14 protein-coding genes are annotated in these 18,168 nt (G+C 43.5%); 7 read left to right on the top strand and 7 right to left on the bottom strand.

Annotated elements, in window-relative coordinates; all coding sequences use genetic code 11:
- Positions 1 to 42: 42 nt before the first annotated feature.
- The 6 genes from lolA1 to ACZ41C_RS14520 form a co-directional block, all read right to left on the bottom strand.
- On the bottom strand, positions 43 to 687 hold the full coding sequence (gene lolA1, locus ACZ41C_RS14495) for an outer membrane lipoprotein periplasmic chaperone LolA1 (RefSeq protein WP_464562439.1): 645 nt from the start codon (positions 685 to 687) through the stop codon (positions 43 to 45).
- A gap of 27 nt (positions 688 to 714) precedes the next feature.
- Positions 715 to 3,087 (bottom strand): FtsK/SpoIIIE family DNA translocase, encoded by a 2,373-nt coding sequence (locus tag ACZ41C_RS14500; RefSeq protein WP_464562441.1) that lies wholly within the window; start codon positions 3,085 to 3,087, stop codon positions 715 to 717.
- Positions 3,088 to 3,148: 61 nt separating this feature from the next.
- Entirely contained in the window at positions 3,149 to 3,514 is a 366-nt protein-coding gene (locus ACZ41C_RS14505; RefSeq protein ID WP_138258409.1) for a diacylglycerol kinase family protein, read from the bottom strand.
- 10 nt (positions 3,515 to 3,524) lie between these two features.
- Complete coding sequence (tpx, locus tag ACZ41C_RS14510) at positions 3,525 to 4,031, bottom strand: thiol peroxidase (protein WP_138258410.1); 507 nt, start codon at positions 4,029 to 4,031, stop codon at positions 3,525 to 3,527.
- 96 nt (positions 4,032 to 4,127) lie between these two features.
- Positions 4,128 to 5,618: a Na+/H+ antiporter NhaC gene (gene nhaC, locus ACZ41C_RS14515; RefSeq protein ID WP_464562444.1), complete on the bottom strand. Its 1,491-nt coding sequence runs from the start codon at positions 5,616 to 5,618 to the stop codon at positions 4,128 to 4,130.
- Positions 5,619 to 5,687: 69 nt separating this feature from the next.
- Entirely contained in the window at positions 5,688 to 6,911 is a 1,224-nt protein-coding gene (locus ACZ41C_RS14520) for an aminotransferase class I/II-fold pyridoxal phosphate-dependent enzyme (RefSeq protein WP_464562446.1), read from the bottom strand.
- A 153-nt stretch (positions 6,912 to 7,064) separates the two neighbouring features.
- Between ACZ41C_RS14520 and ACZ41C_RS14525 the strand changes: the two genes are divergently transcribed.
- Together ACZ41C_RS14525 and lpdA are read left to right on the top strand one after the other, a co-directional pair.
- Positions 7,065 to 7,523 carry an Lrp/AsnC family transcriptional regulator gene (locus ACZ41C_RS14525; protein ID WP_464562448.1) on the top strand — a complete coding sequence of 153 codons (459 nt, stop codon included), beginning with the start codon at positions 7,065 to 7,067 and terminating at the stop codon, positions 7,521 to 7,523.
- Positions 7,524 to 7,655: 132 nt separating this feature from the next.
- On the top strand, positions 7,656 to 9,062 hold the full coding sequence (gene lpdA / locus ACZ41C_RS14530) for a dihydrolipoyl dehydrogenase (RefSeq protein WP_464562450.1): 1,407 nt from the start codon (positions 7,656 to 7,658) through the stop codon (positions 9,060 to 9,062).
- Between the two features lie 63 nt (positions 9,063 to 9,125).
- On the opposite strand, the gene ACZ41C_RS14535 is transcribed toward lpdA, so the two are convergent.
- Positions 9,126 to 10,310, bottom strand: a complete 1,185-nt coding sequence (locus tag ACZ41C_RS14535) for a heparan-alpha-glucosaminide N-acetyltransferase domain-containing protein (RefSeq protein WP_464562452.1) — start codon at positions 10,308 to 10,310, stop codon at positions 9,126 to 9,128.
- A 128-nt stretch (positions 10,311 to 10,438) separates the two neighbouring features.
- Here ACZ41C_RS14535 and ACZ41C_RS14540 point away from each other — a divergent pair, with 128 nt between their 5' ends.
- From ACZ41C_RS14540 to ACZ41C_RS14560, 5 genes are all read left to right on the top strand, one after another.
- Positions 10,439 to 10,975, top strand: a complete 537-nt coding sequence (locus tag ACZ41C_RS14540; protein ID WP_272637156.1) for an NADPH-dependent FMN reductase — start codon at positions 10,439 to 10,441, stop codon at positions 10,973 to 10,975.
- 4 nt (positions 10,976 to 10,979) lie between these two features.
- Positions 10,980 to 12,278, top strand: coding sequence for an anthranilate synthase component I family protein (locus tag ACZ41C_RS14545; RefSeq protein WP_464562454.1), 1,299 nt, complete (start codon positions 10,980 to 10,982; stop codon positions 12,276 to 12,278).
- A 36-nt stretch (positions 12,279 to 12,314) separates the two neighbouring features.
- On the top strand, positions 12,315 to 13,619 hold the full coding sequence (gene tilS / locus ACZ41C_RS14550; RefSeq protein ID WP_464562456.1) for a tRNA lysidine(34) synthetase TilS: 1,305 nt from the start codon (positions 12,315 to 12,317) through the stop codon (positions 13,617 to 13,619).
- A complete protein-coding gene (locus ACZ41C_RS14555; protein WP_464562458.1) occupies positions 13,616 to 15,601 on the top strand; it encodes a protein-disulfide reductase DsbD family protein in 1,986 nt (661 codons plus the stop codon). The genes tilS and ACZ41C_RS14555 overlap by 4 nt, the downstream gene beginning before the upstream one ends.
- Positions 15,602 to 15,670: 69 nt before the next feature.
- Positions 15,671 to 18,064, top strand: a complete 2,394-nt coding sequence (locus tag ACZ41C_RS14560) for a penicillin acylase family protein (RefSeq protein ID WP_464562460.1) — start codon at positions 15,671 to 15,673, stop codon at positions 18,062 to 18,064.
- The last annotated feature ends 104 nt before the right edge of the window (positions 18,065 to 18,168 follow it).

Raw genomic sequence — 18,168 nt, forward strand, 5'->3', positions numbered from 1 at the left:
TAAACCTGGATAATATATACCGGTCTAGTATTCTCAATGGTGTTAATTTCTTAAGATGTAATAGCCTTCATCCTTGTATTTGGCTTCGTCAAAATTAAACAAGGTCGCCGATAAAGGCTGATTTGTTTTAAAAGAATTAACAGTAATCGTGGTCTTGGTACCGTTCTTTCCCGTTTCTATGAGCCTATAGATATGTTTTGTGCCCATATCGATTCCCAACAAGCGGGATTTTATTTCCGTATTGGAGTCTATGGGGGTCAATTTTACGTACTGTATCTTTCTTCCCTGAACATTTTGTAGGATGTCCCACTCATAGTTATGGCCTTGCTTGTAGAAAGTCAACATTTTTGATGGTGTCATGGCATCCTCTTCATTGGATTGGTCTTCAATGGTCACCTCCTCGTTTTCGGGAACAATGGTATAGACCTTTTTTCCATCGTAGAGCTGTTTTGAGCCCAGATAGTTGAATACATATTTGTCGCCTGCCAAGGTGACATCGCCCCGTGTTTCCTGGTTTATACCTGCCTCGGCATTTTTTAAGTCGAACTTAAAGTCCACAAAAATATTATCGTAGCTTTTTACCTTGTTGTAGACTTCGTCCAGCAGTGCCTTGGCCTTTTCAGGGGTTTGTGCGCTCAACATAGAAGCGGAAAGAACAAACGCGAATACCAATACTATTTTTTGCATGTTATGTAGTTTTAATTTTTGAGCCATTTATAGGCCTTCGTTATCCAATAATTGTTGTAGGGATGCCATATCGGGAATGAGTACTTGCCTTGCCTTGCTCCCTTCGAAAGGCCCGACAATTCCGGCTGCTTCCAGCTGATCGATGATTCGTCCCGCACGGTTATAGCCAAGCTTCAACTTTCGTTGTATGAGCGAGGCGGAACCTTGCTGGGCAATAACGATAACCTCTGCCGCTTCCCGGAACATCTTATCCCTGTCCTCAATATCATAATCAACACTCGTGCCAGAATCTTCGCCGATGTACTCAGGGAGTTCATGGGCCTCTGGGTAGGCACGTTGTGAACCGATATATTCCGTGATTTTGGCCACTTCGGGGGTGTCCACAAAGGCACACTGAATACGGGTAACATCGTTACCTTGTGTATACAGCATGTCACCACGGCCGATCAATTGGTCCGCGCCCTGGGCGTCCAAAATCGTTCTTGAATCTATTTTGGAAGTAACCCTAAAAGCGATTCTGGCGGGGAAGTTCGCTTTGATGATACCTGTTATTACGTTCACCGACGGTCTTTGCGTAGCAACGATAAGATGGATGCCTATTGCCCTGGCCAATTGCGCCAACCTTGCTATGGGCGTTTCCACCTCCTTACCGGCCGTCATGATCAGGTCCGCAAACTCATCGATGACCAAAACGATGTAGGGCAAATATTTATGACCGTCGTTCGGGTTCAACTTTCGTGCCTTGAACTTGGTATTGTATTCCTTAAGGTTCCGTACCATGGCCAATTTCAACAGTTCGTAACGGTTGTCCATTTCAATACACAGGGAGTTCAAGGTGTTGATAACTTTGGTATTGTCCGTGATGATGGCTTCTTCGGAGTCCGGCAGTTTCGCCAAGAAGTGCCGTTCGATTTTATTGTATAAGGTAAGCTCCACTTTCTTGGGGTCTACCAAAATGAACTTGACTTCGGCCGGATGTTTTTTGTACAAAAGCGAAGTCAAAACGGCGTTGAGTCCAACGGATTTACCTTGCCCCGTGGCACCTGCCATCAACAAGTGGGGCATTTTTGCCAGGTCCACCACAAAAGTTTCGTTGCTGATGGTTTTTCCGAAGGCGATCGGAAGTTCCATTTCCGCTTTTTGGAATTTGCTCGAAGCAATTACGGAGCGCATGGAAACGACCGTCGCGTTTTTATTGGGTACTTCTATACCGATGGTTCCCTTGCCTGGAATTGGCGCGATGATCCTAATGCCCAATGCGGCCAAGGACAAGGCAATATCGTCCTCCAGGTTTTTGATCTTTGAAATACGGATACCGGCGTCCGGAACAATTTCATAAAGGGTTACCGTAGGTCCAATGGTCGCCTTGATTTGCGCGATACCGATTTTATAATTTTTGAGGGTTTCAACAATTTTGTCCTTGTTTTCCTCGAGCTCTTCCTGATTGATGGTAATTCCGCCGGAAACCCCATGGGCATCCAATAAATCGATGGTAGGGAATTTGTAATTGCCCAGTTCCAAGGTGGGGTCGAACTCACCAAAATCATCCACCAATTTACTGGCCAGTACGTCAATCTCCTCCGGTTCTTCCACAATTTGCTCCACTTCCATGGCCAGTTCTTCCTCATCCTCTTTGGGAACTGTAACCTTAAAGTCGTCTTCTTCCTTGTTCAGGTGCGGTATTTCTTCCTTATGGGTATAGGTGTCTACCAAAACTTGCTCCTCGTCATCAATGCCTAGAGGTATATCATCCTCAATATCATTATCCTCGGCAGGTCTGGCAGACATAAAGTCGGCAGAGAGCTCCTTTCTTTTTGACTTAAAATACTCCGCAACACCTTCCGGTGTAACGTTGAAAAGTCGGACCAAAATGAATATCAGACCAAATATCAGCAATAGCAATACGCCAATTTTGCCTGTGTAATCCTGAAGGAAGTCGTTCATTTCATATCCTACGAGACCTCCCAACAACGGACTTTCAACGGCAAAGAAACCGAATGCTATGGAAAACCAAATGAGAAACAAAAGTCCCCAAATCCACTTTTTTGCCAAACCTTTTTTATCCAACCCCAGAAACATATAGATTCCCGTTAGACATAATAAGACAGGAAGTATTAAAGTGGCAATTCCAAAACCCTTGTATACAAAGAAATGACTGATGCTTGCCCCAAATTTGTTGAGCAGGTTCTTGGCTTCCTCGTTTCTGTTCTTGAATTCCGACAATAAACTTTGGTCATGCTCCCAAGAAAAGTAGAACGATACAAATGAAAAGAAAAGCGCTATACTAAAAAGAATCAGAAGGCTACCCAAAATAATCTTGTTCTGTTTGGATATCTTAAAAGGATTCCTCTTTTTGGTAGCTGTTGCCTTTGGCTTGGATTTGGATGCCTTTTTTGCCATGTAAAACGTATTCTGGTGGCAAAAGTACAAATTTACCCCCGAAGCCTTTTAGCTATTATTTTTAAAAAATTTTGGGAAAATAAATGATGCAGCCAACAATGCTTGCAGCTATGGACACCAACATGACCGCTCCTGCTGATATATCCTTAATAAGACCTATTTTGGTATCGAACTCCGGTTGTACGTAATCCGAAATCTTTTCAACGGCCGTGTTCATTCCCTCAATTCCCAGGACCAAGGCGATGGCAAAAATTTGCAAGATCCATTCCGTATTGGATATTTCAAAATAGAATCCGGCCGCGGTCATAACCAGCGTTATAAAAATCTGAATCTTTATACTGGCCTCCGTTCGTATCAACAAAAGGGCACCGCGAAGGGCGAAGCCAACGCTTTTTATTCTATTTACCAGAAAGGATTCTTTGGGCATTTTGCCGTATTTAGGAATCCATCAAAGCTTCAAGTGCAGCTTTATAGTTGGGTTCGTCCACAATTTCCGGAACTTGCTCCGTATACAAAACCGTTCCATTTTCGTCCAATACGACCACTGCCCTGGAATGAAGTGAGGTCAAGGGACCGTCCGTAAATTCCAGATTATAGGCTTTGCCAAAATTACCGTCCCTAAAATCGGAAAGCATTTCAACGTTCTCAATGCCTTCCGCTCCGCAAAAGCGTGCCTGAGCAAACGGTAAATCTTTGGAAATGCACAAAACTATGGTGTTATCAAGTTCCGCAGCCTCCTCGTTGAACTGTCTGACGGACTGGGCACAGGTTCCCGTATCCACACTTGGAAAAATGTTCAGAACCAATTTAGAACCTTGGTAATCCGAAAGCTTAACGGAAGAAAGGTCGTTCTTTGTGAGTTGAAAATCAGGGGCTTTGCTGCCAGTTGAAGGAAGGGTTCCCAAGGTATGGATTTCACCTCCTTTGAGTGTTACGGTTGCCATAGTGTTTCATTTTATTTGGAACGTGAAATTAAAAATATAAGCCCATACCTAAAAGCCAAATCCTTTAAAAAAAGGATAAATTTTCACTTTTAAATTTTAGGTGTTGCTTACGGTTTTGACCAACTTTTTGATTTTAATATTAAAGGCCGCAAAGATGAAGGTCATAATAGGGCTGAGCCAATTAAAAATGGCATATACAAAATACTCGGCCACGCCTACGCCCAAGACGCCGCTATGGTACGCTCCACATGTATTGTACGGAATTAACACGGAAGTTACCGTACCAGTATCCTCTAAGGTTCTACTTAGGTTTTCGGGGGCCAAACCTCTATCCTTGAAAGCTTGGGAGAACATTTTGCCCGGAACAACTATGGCCAGATATTGATCGGAGGCCGTACCATTTAAAACGATACAGCTGATTCCTGTGCTAAAAAACAGCCCAAAGGTTGACTTGGCCAAACCTAACAAAGCTTTTGTAATTCTTGAGAGTGCCCCAATTCCATCCATAATTCCCCCAAAAACCATGGCACAAACAATAAGCCAAATGGTTCCCAACATGCCTGCCATTCCCTTGGCAGAGAATAGGTCACTCAAAGACGCATTGTCCGTTGGAACATCGGTACTTACCGTAATTGCTTTTAAAATACCCTCGTATCCAGATTGAAAATTCAATTCCTTGGCACCTGTAATACCTGCCACAACTTCGGGCTGAAATATAAGGGCGAAAAGCGCCCCTAATAAAGTTCCTATGAGGAGAGCGGCCAAAGGCGGGGTTTTCTTCACGATCAATGCCACAACGACTATCGGTACTATAAAAAGCCATCCGTTTATATTGAATGAAGCATCTATGGAAGAAAGAATGGCATCAACATCCGCCTCACCACTGGTTTCAAGGTTGAAACCAATAATTATGAACACGATAAGCGTAACTGTTATGGTAGGCATGGTGGTCCATAACATATACTTTATGTGGGTGAACAACTCACCACCGGCCATAGCTGGCGCAAGATTCGTAGTGTCACTTAGTGGGGACAACTTATCGCCAAAATAAGCACCTGAAAGGATAGCTCCTGCCGTCATACCCAATGAAATTCCCAGGGTCTCGCCAATTCCAATCAATGCGATGCCCACAGTCGCGGCCGTGGTCCAACTACTACCCGTAGCTATCGAAATAACGGCACAAATGATGACACAGGCTGCTAAAAAAATAGTGGGATTTAAAATTTGGAGTCCGTAATAAATCATGGCCGGAATAATACCGCTAACGAGCCATGTTCCGGCCAATGCTCCCACCATCAATAATATTAGCAAGGCACCGGAAGTGGATTTGATGTTTTCGGCGACCTCGGCCAACATCTGTTTGTAGGGAACTTTCTTATAGATACCTACGATAGCTGCAACAGCCCCGCCTAAGAGAAGGATAAATTGATTTGAACCACTTAACGCGTCATCCCCAAACACATATACATTGTATGCCAGCATAATAACCAGCGCAACTACGGGTATTGTTGCTTCTAAAATGCTCAGTTCCTTATTATCAACAATATGCTCGTTCTCTCTATGTTTGTTGGTTTTCTGATCCGCCATCAACAATTTTCCGTTTGGTTATCCCGTAATATTACGATTTAAAGGAAAGATGTGCAACCCGATATTCTTTTACTCTAGCTTCATCGTATCGGCTTCAAGTATGTTTAGGTCTACCATGCATTGCTTCATCAAATCGTAGGTTCGGTGGATATCACTGTCCAAACCAATGGAAAAGCGGATAAGTCCGTCACCCAAGCCCATGGCTTTTTGTTCATCCAAGGGAATTTCGGAGGAAGTGGAAGTGCCTGGGGCACTAAAAAGCGTTTTGTAAAAGCCCAGGCTGACCGCCAAGTAGCCTAATTTCCGTTCTTGCATCATCTCCATCAGGGAATTTGCATTTTCCAGGGAACCCACGTCAATCGTTAGGAGTCCGCCATATCCAAACTGTGGATTCATTTGATCTTCCATGATCAAATGGCCGGGGTGTGAGGACAGTCCGGGATAAACGACCCGTAGACCATCTCCTTCAAATTTTTCGGCCAAGAACTGCGCATTTTCGCTGTGCTTTTTTATTCTGATATGCAAGGTTCGCATGTTTTTGAGTATGGAAGCGCCCCGTAGGCTATCCAACGTACTTCCCAAAAGCATTCCCGCACCATTGTTTACGTCCTTGAGGCTTAAACAAAATTCCTTCGTGCCGCAGACCGCTCCAGCCACACAATCGCTGGTGCCATTGATGAACTTGGTAAGGCTATGGATTACGATGTCGGCACCCAATTTGGCCGGAGTGATGGATAGGGGGGAGAACGTATTGTCCACTACCAAGGGAATTCCGTTTTCCTTCGCAATTTTTGCCAATGCGGAAATATCCGCGACCTCCAACAAGGGGTTACTCACACTCTCGCAATAAATCATTTTGGTCCTTGGCTTTATGGAGCTCGAAACCGCATCCAAATTGGTAATATCCAAGAATGTTATTTCAATATTGAACTTTTTTAAGAAGTTCTTCATAAAGGCATATGTACCTCCATAAATAGTTCTGCTGCTAATGATATGGTCTCCGGCATCGCATAATTGCAGGATGACGGCGGTAATCGCTCCCATTCCGCTCGCGGTAACGTTGGCCGTTTCCGTTCCCTCCAAAGCCGCCAAGGCTTCCCCTAAATAGAGGTTGGAAGGGGAGGAGTGCCTACTGTAGAGATAACATCCTTCCGTGTTCCCTTCAAAGGTATCGAACATTGTTTTGGCGGATAGAAACGTGTAGGTCGATGAATCTGAAATGGAAGGATTCACCCCACCAAACTCACCAAAATACTGTAGATCCTGTAAATCGTTTGCTTCTTTATGGCCCATTATTGTAACATTTGTCATCAAAAATATATTTATTTAGATGAATTGTCAATCAAAATGTATATTTAAAGAAAAATAATCTATAATATTCCGATTCTTGGAAAATTAGTTTAAGAGGAAGCTTTGGAATGTTAATTTATAGAATAAAATTCGGTTATGAAGTTTGATGAAATCGATGAAAGATTGTTGGGCCTATTGCAGACCGATTGTAAAAAGACGACAAAGGAGTATGCGGATACCCTTGGACTTTCTACCACTGCGGTGTACGAAAGAATCAAGAGGTTAGAACGCGCCAAGGTCATTACATCCTATGTGGCGCTGATCGACAGGTTTACCGTGGATAAAGGTTTTACGGCGTTTTGCCATGTGAAGTTGGTACAGCATACCCGGGACAATATCCGTCATTTTGAACGTGAAATAGGCAAGCTCCATGAAGTAGTGGAATGTCATCACTTAAGCGGTGATTTTGATTATATCCTAAAAATCCATGTAAGGGACATGGAGGATTATCGGAATTTTATGGTTTCCAAGTTAACGGCCATACCGCATATTGGCAGCACCCAAAGTTCCTTTACCATAAAAGAAGTGAAGCATTCTACCGTTATACCGCTGTAAAATTCAAAAAAGCAGTAATTTTACCACACTAAATGCATAGTCGAATACTATGGGTTTTTTGAACTTTAACTGAATATCGAAATTAGTGTCGGAATGCACTAAATCTCGAATAGCGCGTAAAAATTAAAATTTATGAATCAATACGATGTAGCCATTATCGGCTCGGGTCCTGGAGGATATGTGAGTGCCATTAGATGTGCCCAATTAGGAATGAAAACCGCAATTATTGAAAAATATCCCACTTTGGGGGGAACCTGCTTGAATGTGGGATGCATTCCATCCAAAGCCCTTTTGGATTCATCGCACCATTATGCGGATGCCATCAACCATTTTGAGGAGCATGGTATCGAGATTCCCGGGGAGGTAAAGGTAAACCTGAAGCAGATGATCGCCAGAAAGCAAGGGGTCGTAGATCAAACCACTAAAGGCATCCAGTTTTTGATGGACAAAAATAAAATCGATGTCTACGAGGGGGTGGGAAGTTTCAAGGATGCCACCCATGTCAATATCAAGAAGAATGATGGAAAAACGGAGACCATCGAGGCCAAGAACATCATCATCGCCACAGGTTCCAAACCTGCTTCGTTACCATTCATAAACATGGATAAGGAACGCATCATTACCTCTACCGAAGCCTTAAAACTTACCGAAATTCCAAAACATATGATCGTTATTGGAGGCGGGGTGATAGGTCTGGAATTGGGCCAGGTGTATAGCCGTTTGGGTGCCGAGGTTACCGTGGTGGAATATATGGACCGAATCATACCCGGCATGGATGGGGCGCTTTCCAAGGAGCTCATGAAGGTCCTTAAAAAACAGAAAATTAAGTTTGCCCTTTCGCACAAGGTAAAATCGGTCGAACGTAAGGGTAAAAAGATAACGGTAAAAGCCGATGACAAAAAAGGCACCGAAGTCGTTTTTGAAGGCGACTATTGTTTGGTATCCGTAGGAAGGAAACCTTACACTGAAGGACTCAATCTTGAAGCGGCCGGTGTGAAAATGGATGACAGGGGCCGAGTAGAGGTCGATGGACATCTTAAAACCAACGTAGACAATATATATGCCATTGGTGACGTAGTCAAAGGAGCGATGCTTGCGCATAAAGCAGAAGAAGAAGGTACTTTGGTAGCCGAGCAATTGGCAGGTCAGAAGCCGCATATCGATTATAACCTGATTCCGGGCGTAGTGTACACTTGGCCAGAAGTCGCCGCCGTTGGTAAAACGGAAGAGGAACTAAAGGAGGCTGGAGTGGACTATAAAGTGGGTCAATTTCCTATGAGGGCTTTAGGCCGTGCGCGAGCAAGTATGGACATTGACGGATTCGTAAAGATATTGGCCGATAAGAAAACCGATGAAGTGTTGGGTGTCCACATGATTGGGGCCCGTTGTGCCGATTTGATTACGGAGGCCGTTACCGCCATGGAATTTAGGGCATCCGCCGAGGACATTTCCAGAATGAGCCATGCACACCCAACCTATGCGGAAGCGGTAAAAGAGGCCGCACTTGCCGCCACGGAGGACCGTGCGTTGCATATTTAATCCGAAGTATGGTTTAAAAAAAATGCCGTTTCAAACTACTTGAAACGGCATTTTTCCTAACTCCTAACTCCTCTGTAGCCCTAAAAACTGAACCAATCTAAAAAGCAGGGTTCTAAGTAGATTAAACCCTATAATTAGTAATCGCTCCGCCTGCACTTTAATAAGTAGGACAATCTGATGTAACTGCTCCTTGATCCAGACCTTTTTATTCTCATAGCCAAGTGCCAGATACGAACAGACGACCATAAAGGTGATGGCACCAATGATGGCCATCCAAGGATTCAAAGAATGATGGAAAAATCGGTAGAGACCAAGTCCCGTAAAACTTCCGTAAAGGATAATGAAGTGGATTACATAAATGGAAAGGGTACTCTGACCCAACCGCAGTCCGGTTTTGTTGGTCAGGAACTTTCTAAACAGCATAAAAATGGAGAATACAACGAATACGTCTCCCAGCCTAATGAACAGATAGTTATTGGATACGACATGGGCAAAAATTTGTAATCCGGTAATTTCATTTAAAAGTGCAAAGAAGTCCGAAGAATACCACATCAGTGTAAACCCTATCAGTGCAAATGTTGGTATGGCAACCGTATATAAATTTTGGTGTTCCTTAAATTTTGTAAAGACAAGCGAAAGGAACGCACCCATGGTAGTGTAGCCAAACCAAGGTATTATGGTAAAAACGGAACCGTTGGTTTTGGTCAGGTAGTTCGCTATCCAAGTGGGTAAACCATTATATTCCAGTGTTTTGTATATCGGTTCAAAAATGAACAACAGCAGTGTAGTGGAGAAAAGAAGGAAGGAAAACAGCCAATATTTGGATTTGGCTGTCAACACGTAATACGTAATGATTCCTAAGATTGAAAACCCGATGCAGTGCAATACATCCACCAGATAGAAGGAGCTGTAAATTTCCCCTTTAAAGAGTCCCCAAAGATTTAGGCGTAAGAGATAACCAATAAATAGTAACTGTAAGCCTCTCTTGATACCTTTTTTTACCCTGGGGTTCTGCCAACCACGTTCCGGAACCCTGATCAATAGATAGGTAAATATAAAACCGGATACGGTAAAGAAAACAGGCGCCGTAATCCCTCTAAAATATTTCCAAACGTTGAAAACGGTATTTGAGGAATCCCTATAAAGCGGGTCGAGGAGTCCATCAATAAAATGCCCTTGTAGCATCATTAGGATGGCCCATGCCCGTATGGCATCGATAAAGAATAGTCTTGTAGTACGTTTGTCCATTCCAAATTTTAACTACCCTATATACTTAATTTACAGGGTGGTTGGATGTTTTCTAGCGCGAAATTAGATAAAATACTGTTAACTAAGTGGCTTTTGGCTAATTTAGTCCTTTTAAAAATTGACCGCTTATGTCCTTTATCCTCGCCTTTGCCGGAAGTAATTCTTCGGCTTCCATAAATTTTGAACTCGTAAAATATACGTGCTCCTTGATAGGAACTGAGGAAGTCCGACTCATGAACATGAGCAATTGTCCGTTTCCCATGTATAGTATGGACTATGAGAAGGAACACGGATATTCAAATGCCCTCAATGAATTCAAGCGGGATATCCAGTTTTCCAAGGGTGTGATTATTTCGGTAAATGAACATAATAGCTACCCTTCTGCTTATTTCAAAAATTTGTTGGATTGGTTATCCCGGTTGGATCGCGATTTTATTCGGGATAAGAAGGTGCTTCTAATGGCTACTTCGCCCGGAAAGCGTGGAGGTATCGGAGCTTTGGAAGTAAGTTCCGCCCTCTTAAAAAGGTTTGGGGCCCATATTGTGGGCACCTTTTCCCTGCCCCAGTTCAAGGAGAATTTTGATGCCTATAAGGGTATCGTGGATGCCGACTTGGCCCAGGCGCACCAAAATTTGTTGAAGGATTTTCTAAAGGTAATAGACTAGGCTGTTGCGGCAACGACTCCTGCATACCGTTGATGACATCGGTGCTTTCAAACGCTCGGTGCTTCGTTGGGCGCAGCGTTTCGATGAAATTGTATGGTTGGACTCCAACAGTCATCAAAACTCTTATACCTCCTTTGAAGCACTGCTTGCCGTGGATGGCCTCACGGCAATTTCTACGGATCACCACAACGCCTTTGAGGATTTAAAGGCCTATCAGTCGCAAGTGAACGACTGGATTTTTGGCTATCTCTCCTACGATTTAAAGAACGATGTGGAAGCCCTTGAATCCCAAAATTTTGACGGACTGGAATTTCCGGAGCTCTATTTCTTTCAGCCAAAGAAAATTATTCAAATCCAGGGTTCCCAGGTTGAATTTCTGTACTTGGATATGGTCGCCGATGAGATGCAGTCCGACTTTGAGTCGATTTCCCAAAATTATTTCGAGGAAGACATCGGCTTTCAACATGAGCAGCCGTCCATAAAAATGCAGATTTTCAAGGATGAATATTTCAACAAGGTTTCCCTAATATTGGACCACATCCATCAAGGCGATATATATGAGGTAAATTTTTGTCAGGAATTTTATTGTGAAGGCTTTGATATGATTCCTTTGCCCGTCTATGAACGCTTGAACGCCATTTCAAGACCGCCCTTCGCGACCTTCATGAAGTTCTTCGGCAACTATGTACTATGTGCCAGTCCGGAACGATTTTTAAGGAAAGTCGGTACAAAAATAGTTTCACAGCCCATAAAAGGAACGGCGGCCCGTTCACTAGACCCAAAAAAGGATGCAGAACTGAAACGACATTTGGAAAAGGACCAAAAGGAGCGTTCAGAGAATGTGATGATCGTGGATTTGGTGCGTAACGACTTGTCCAAAACTGCCCTAAAGGGAAGCGTACAGGTGGAGGAACTCTGCAAAGTGTATTCCTTTGCCCAGGTACATCAAATGATTTCAACGGTATGCTGTGAGGTGAAAAAAGATGAAAACCCTGTGGATCTTATAAAAAACTGTTTCCCTATGGGCAGTATGACCGGGGCCCCCAAAGTGTCTGCCATGCAGATTATAGAGGACTTGGAATCGTTCAAAAGGGGCGTATACAGTGGGGCGGTAGGATATTTTACGCCGGAGGGCGATTTTGACTTCAACGTGGTCATACGCAGCATCCTATATAATAGTTCCAAAAAATATCTTTCCTATGCCGTTGGGAGCGCCATTACGGCAATGTCCAACCCGGAAAAGGAGTATTTGGAATGTCTGTTAAAGGCCAAGGCGATGCGACAGGTTTTGGAAGAGGTTTAAGATTATGTGAATTTCTTAATTGGTTAACTTTGTGCCATGCTCAAGGATTTTCAAACGCACATCTTAGATAACTTTCCGGAACTGACAAAAAATAAATTTTTATTGGCGTGCAGTGGGGGGTTGGATAGTGTTTTGCTGTCTTACCTCTGTAAGGAAAGCGAGATGGATTTCATTTTGGCACATTGTAATTTTAGGTTGCGTGGAGCGGCAAGCGATGGCGACGAGAAACTTGTAAAGGAATTGGGCAATCGATTGGGAAGACCGGTACTTGTGACCCATTTTGATACGATGGGTTATGTACATAGTCATAGGGTGTCGGTGCAAATGGCGGCCAGGGAGCTGCGGTACCAGTGGTTCAAGGGATTGATGGAAGAACATGGAATCGATTATTTGGTTACGGCGCATCATGCCGATGACAATCTGGAAACCTTTCTCATAAATTTGTCCCGCGGAACCGGAATCGATGGTTTGACCGGCATTCCCGAAGCAACCAGTCAAATCAGGCGACCGCTTTTGAAATATACCCGGGATACGATTTTGGCCCATGCCAAAGAAAGGGATCTACAATGGCGGGAGGACGAAAGCAATGCCGATATCAAGTATTTGCGCAATAAAATCCGACAGGAAATTGTCCCGAAATTAAAGGAACTGCATCCTGCCTTTATGGAAAATTTTGAACGCACCTTGGGCTTTCTCAAGGAAACCCAGGAAATTTCGGAAAATGAACTGGAGAGGGTTAGGGAACGGCTTTTCCAAAGGGAAAACCAGTATTTGAAGATTTCCGTATCGGAATTAAAAAAATTCCGGCCTCTCCATGGCTACCTATACGGACTGTTCAAGGAATTTGGTTTTACGGAATGGCAGAACGTAGCGGAACTATTGGACGCCATGAGCGGTAAATCTGTCTATTCTGCTGAATATGTATTGCTGAAGAATCGGGATTACTTGATTTTGGCCAAAAACACGGCACAGGAAAAGGGAGTTTTTGAAATTGAAGAGGGCGACTTTAAAATCGATTACCCCATTGGCTTGGAAGGTAAAGAGGTATCGGAAAAAAGGGATACCACTGCCCGTATAATTTATTTGGATAAAAACACGTTAAAATATCCGTTGACCGTAAGGAAATGGGAGAAAGGCGACTATTTTTATCCCTTTGGGATGAAGGGCAAGAAGAAATTGTCCAAGTACTTTAAGGATGAAAAATTGGATCTTTTTTCCAAACAGGAACAATGGTTACTTTGCTCTGGCGATGCAATCGTTTGGGTAATAGGTAGGCGGGCAGATGACCGATTTAAAGTAACGGAAACAACAAAAGAGATACTAAGCATAGCATTATTATGAAGCAACTAATTTTCGGAATTTTCATTCTACTATCATCATTTGTGGGCCGTTCCCAGAGCGATGAAAATCCGGTCATTTGGAGCCATGAGGTCAATAAGATTTCGGATACGGAATTTGAGCTGATTATCAAAGGCGACATTCACGAGGGATGGCATGTGTATTCCCAGTTCACGGACGAAGGAGGTGCCTTGCCCAGTGAATTCAAATTCTTTGAAGTAGATAAGGACTACGCTTTGGTGGGCGATACAAAGGAGAGTGCCACCGTGAAGGAATTCAGTGATATTTTTGAGGTAGAGGAAACCTTTTTTAAGGAAGAGGCCATCTTTACCCAGCGGATAAAACTGTTGAATCCGGAGATCAAACAAGTAAAGGTCAACCTATTTTATCAGGTCTGTAAGGAAGTCTGTATCCCTGCCGATATTGATTTTGTGTTTTCCTTGGACGGTTCCAAGGCCGTGACGGAAACCCTTGCACTGGATGAAAAAAGCAAGATGTTGACGGCGAACCTAAAATTGGATTTAAAGAACAAGGCCTTGTTGAGTCAGGGTCAGGAGAATATTGGTTCAGGTTCCAATCTGTGGGTGATTTTTGCCCTCGGATTTTTGGGAGGGCTTATCGCCCTTTTGACCCCGTGCGTATTTCCCATGATTCCCTTAACGGTTTCCTTTTTCACCAAACATTCGGAGAAAAAATCAAAGGGGATAGCGAATGCCTTGCTCTATGGCTTTTTCATCGTATTGATCTATTTCCTGTTGAGTCTTCCGTTTCATTTATTTGATTCGGTCGATTCTCAAATACTGAATACCATAGCCACCAACGTTTGGCTGAACTTGGCGTTTTTCGCCATTTTCATCTTCTTTGCCTTTTCTTTTTTCGGCTATTACGAATTGACCCTACCCAGTTCCTGGGCGAATAAAATGGATGCGGCATCCTCAAAGATTGGAGGGGCTTTGGGCATCTTTTTTATGGCCGTGACCTTGGCCATTGTTTCGTTTTCCTGTACGGGACCCATTTTGGGCGGACTATTGGGAGGTACGACCTTGGCCGAAGGCGATGTGGCTACTAATCTATCTGCTGGGATGACCGGATTTGGCGTGGCGTTGGCCTTTCCGTTTGCACTCTTTGCGTTATTCCCGGCCTGGCTGAACTCCTTGCCAAAATCTGGCGGATGGATGACCACGGTAAAAGTGGTATTGGGATTTTTGGAGATTGCCTTGGCCTTGAAATTCCTTTCCAATGCCGATTTGGTAGGTCATTGGGGAATCCTAAAAAGAGAGGTTTTTATTGGAATTTGGATTCTCATAGGAATATTGATAACATTATACCTCTTTGGTGTTTTTAAATTCCCGCATGACAGTCCCAAAGGAAAACTTTCCATAGGCAGAAAGGCCGTTGGCGTGGTGAGTGCGGCATTTAGTTTGTACTTGATTTTAGGATTGACGGGGATTTCAAATCTGAAATTGTTAAGCGGTTTCCCACCACCGGAATTTTACAGTGTTTTTGAAAAGGAATCCGATTGTCCCCTGGGCATTGACTGCTTTAAGGACTTTGAAACGGGATTGGCCTACGCCAAGGAACAGGAAAAACCTATTTTGTTGGATTTTACCGGATGGGCCTGTGTCAATTGTCGGAAAATGGAAGAAAATGTATGGAGCGAACCGGATGTCTATCAGATTTTGAAAAATGATTACGTTCTTATTTCACTATATGTAGACGATAGAAAGGAACTTCCAGAGGCCGAGCAGTTTACGTTTCAATATGACTCGGGCCGAACCAAGCGCATCGGTAACATTGCCCAAAAGTGGGGTACTTTTCAGGATGTGAACTTCAATGCGGTATCGCAACCTTTCTATGTGCTGCTCTCGCCGGACTTGGAGGTGTTGAACACGGCCATCCAGAACACCGATGCAGATACCTACAGAACCTGGTTGCAGGAAGGGCTACGAAATTATGAAGGAAAGGGATTTTCCAGCAATCCGTAAGAAATAGGATACCGTCTTTTGGCTTCAAAAATTTAACCTTAAATTACGGGTGTAATTTTAGGAACATCCATGAAGATATTCAAAAAAGTAGGGTACGTGTTGTTGACCCTCATCCTCCTGATTGTTATTTCAGGTTACGTATTCGTACAATTGCACAAACCTGATTATTCTGGCGAAAAAAAACTTCCAAAACTACAGAACGAGGTACAGGTTTATTTTGACGAATATGGTGTGCCGCATATCTATGGGGAGACCGAAGAAGATGCCTTTAGGGCTTTGGGCTATGTGCATGCGCAGGACCGACTATGGCAAATGGAGCTGCTTCGCAGGATTGGAAGCGGTGGGCTCTCCCAAGTTTTTGGCAAGGATTTGATCGGTACGGATAAGTTCTTTCTTTCTTTGGGAATCGATGAGGCATCGGAAAAGGCCGTTTCCAAATTGGATATGAACGGTGATGCAGCTACCATAATGCAAGCCTATTTGGACGGACTCAATCAGTTTGTGGAAGAAGGCCCAACACCCATAGAATTTTATCTGACAGGAATCGATAAGACCGAGTTTACGATTACCGATGTGTACAATATCATGGGGTATATGGCCTTCAGTTTTGCCATGGGGCATAAAACCGATCCACTGCTGAGCAATATAAAGGACAAACTAGGCCTCGAATATTTAAAGGATTTGGCAATACATTCCGATACCAGCACAGTATGGATCAAGAACTTTAAAAACAACCCAGTGGATTCCGTTGGAAATTCCGTAACAGCTTTAGTAACCGAAGCACTTGGAAAAGTAAACCTTCCGCTGTTCGAGGGCAGTAACAGTTGGGTCTTGGCGCCTGCAAAGACCAAAAACGGGAAGGTTATTTTTGCGAATGATCCGCATATTGGCTTTGCACAACCATCGGTTTGGTACGAAGCCCATGTGGAAACACCTACCTATTCAAAATACGGCTACCATATTGCGGGCATTCCGTTTCCGGTCTTGGGGCACAATCGGGATATCGCCTATGGGATGACCATGTTCGAAAACGACGATGTGGATTTTTACTTTGAGGAAAACAATCCCGAAAATGCCGATCAGTATCGCCTAAACGGTACTTGGGCGGAGTATGAATCGGTAACAAAAACGATTAAGGTGAAGGATTCGTCGGATATCAAATTCACTTTTAAGAAATCGGTACACGGACCCATCCTAAACGGGATTGCCGATCAAATCCAAGGCGAACGCCCCGTTTCCATGTATTGGGTATACACCCAAGAAGAAAATACCGTGGTGGATGCCTTTTACGAAATTAGCCATGCCACGAATCTTGGCGAGTTTACATCGGCCTTGCCAAAAATACATGCGCCCGGACTCAATATCATGTATGGCGATGCAGAAGGCAATATTGGCTGGTTCGCCACCGCAAAACTTTGGCAGGTTCCGGATAGTGTAAATACAAAACTGGTTTTTGACGCGAGCAATAAACCTAGCGATACAAGGGAATTCTTGGATTTTGAAAAAAATCCGCAAGCGGTGAACCCGCCATGGAACTATGTGTACTCCGCAAACAACCAGCCAGATTCCATTTCAGGGATGTTATATCCAGGCTATTATTTGCCCGAAAATAGGGCCAAGCGTATCGTTCAATTGTTGGACCCTAAAAGCGATTGGGACAGTAACGATGTTTCCAGTATGATTTTGGATGTAAACTCGCCGGTACATTTGGAAATTGCCCAAGACCTGATGGGTGCCATAAAAATTAAGGAGGTATCTGACAAGGAAACCAAGGTTTTAGATGCGCTAAAAGCCTGGGATGGAATATACTCCCTGGACAACGAAAGCGGAACGATATACACACGTTGGGTATATCAGGTTCTGGAAAATATTTTTGAGGATGAATTGGGCGCGGAACAATTTGAACAATTGTTAGCTACGCACGTTTTAAAGCGAACCATAGCGCCTATCATCGAGAGTGATACGTCCGTTTGGTGGGACGATGTTTCAACTCCTGAAATCTTGGAACAAAGAAGTGATATAATCAAAAAATCATTAGTGGAGGCCATTGGCTCTTTAGAATCCGACTTTGGGCCCGATATTGCCCAATGGACATGGAACAAGGTGCATACCTTGGAACATGGCCATCCCATTGGTCAGGTAGATGCATTACGGTCATTATTCAATGTGGGACCCTTTCCTATTGAAGGAACACGTGAGGTTATCAATAATTTGGCCTTTCCTTATGATAGCACAGGATTGTACAAAGTTAGTTCCGGCCCTTCCACAAGACGGATCGTCGATTTCTCCGATGTTGAAAATAGCATCAGTATCCTGCCAACAGGTCAGTCCGGCAATCCATTTAGTGAACACTATAAGGACCAAGCGGAGATGTATGTCAATGGGGAATTTAGAAAAATGATGATGAATGAGGAGGAGATCCGATCTACTAAAAAGTCGGTGCTAATTTTCTCTCCAAATTGATGTGTGAAGTTATTTGGCAAAAAATTTTTAGGACGCCTAACTAGATTTAAGTGCTGTATAGTGATTTACATTTTTTAAAAATACGAAATTTTGGATTTGGGTGT

The sequence above is a fragment of the Maribacter sp. C-4077 genome (assembly GCF_055378385.1).

Coding starts and splice junctions, on each gene's coding strand:
- lolA1 (WP_464562439.1), bottom strand. CDS start 687: ATGCAAAAAATAGTATTGGTATTCGCGTTTGTTCTTTCCGCTTCTATG.
- ACZ41C_RS14500 (WP_464562441.1), bottom strand. CDS start 3,087: ATGGCAAAAAAGGCATCCAAATCCAAGCCAAAGGCAACAGCTACCAAA.
- ACZ41C_RS14505 (WP_138258409.1), bottom strand. CDS start 3,514: ATGCCCAAAGAATCCTTTCTGGTAAATAGAATAAAAAGCGTTGGCTTC.
- tpx (WP_138258410.1), bottom strand. CDS start 4,031: ATGGCAACCGTAACACTCAAAGGAGGTGAAATCCATACCTTGGGAACC.
- nhaC (WP_464562444.1), bottom strand. CDS start 5,618: ATGGCGGATCAGAAAACCAACAAACATAGAGAGAACGAGCATATTGTT.
- ACZ41C_RS14520 (WP_464562446.1), bottom strand. CDS start 6,911: ATGGGCCATAAAGAAGCAAACGATTTACAGGATCTACAGTATTTTGGT.
- ACZ41C_RS14525 (WP_464562448.1), top strand. CDS start 7,065: ATGAAGTTTGATGAAATCGATGAAAGATTGTTGGGCCTATTGCAGACC.
- lpdA (WP_464562450.1), top strand. CDS start 7,656: ATGAATCAATACGATGTAGCCATTATCGGCTCGGGTCCTGGAGGATAT.
- ACZ41C_RS14535 (WP_464562452.1), bottom strand. CDS start 10,310: ATGGACAAACGTACTACAAGACTATTCTTTATCGATGCCATACGGGCA.
- ACZ41C_RS14540 (WP_272637156.1), top strand. CDS start 10,439: ATGTCCTTTATCCTCGCCTTTGCCGGAAGTAATTCTTCGGCTTCCATA.
- tilS (WP_464562456.1), top strand. CDS start 12,315: ATGCTCAAGGATTTTCAAACGCACATCTTAGATAACTTTCCGGAACTG.
- ACZ41C_RS14555 (WP_464562458.1), top strand. CDS start 13,616: ATGAAGCAACTAATTTTCGGAATTTTCATTCTACTATCATCATTTGTG.
- ACZ41C_RS14560 (WP_464562460.1), top strand. CDS start 15,671: ATGAAGATATTCAAAAAAGTAGGGTACGTGTTGTTGACCCTCATCCTC.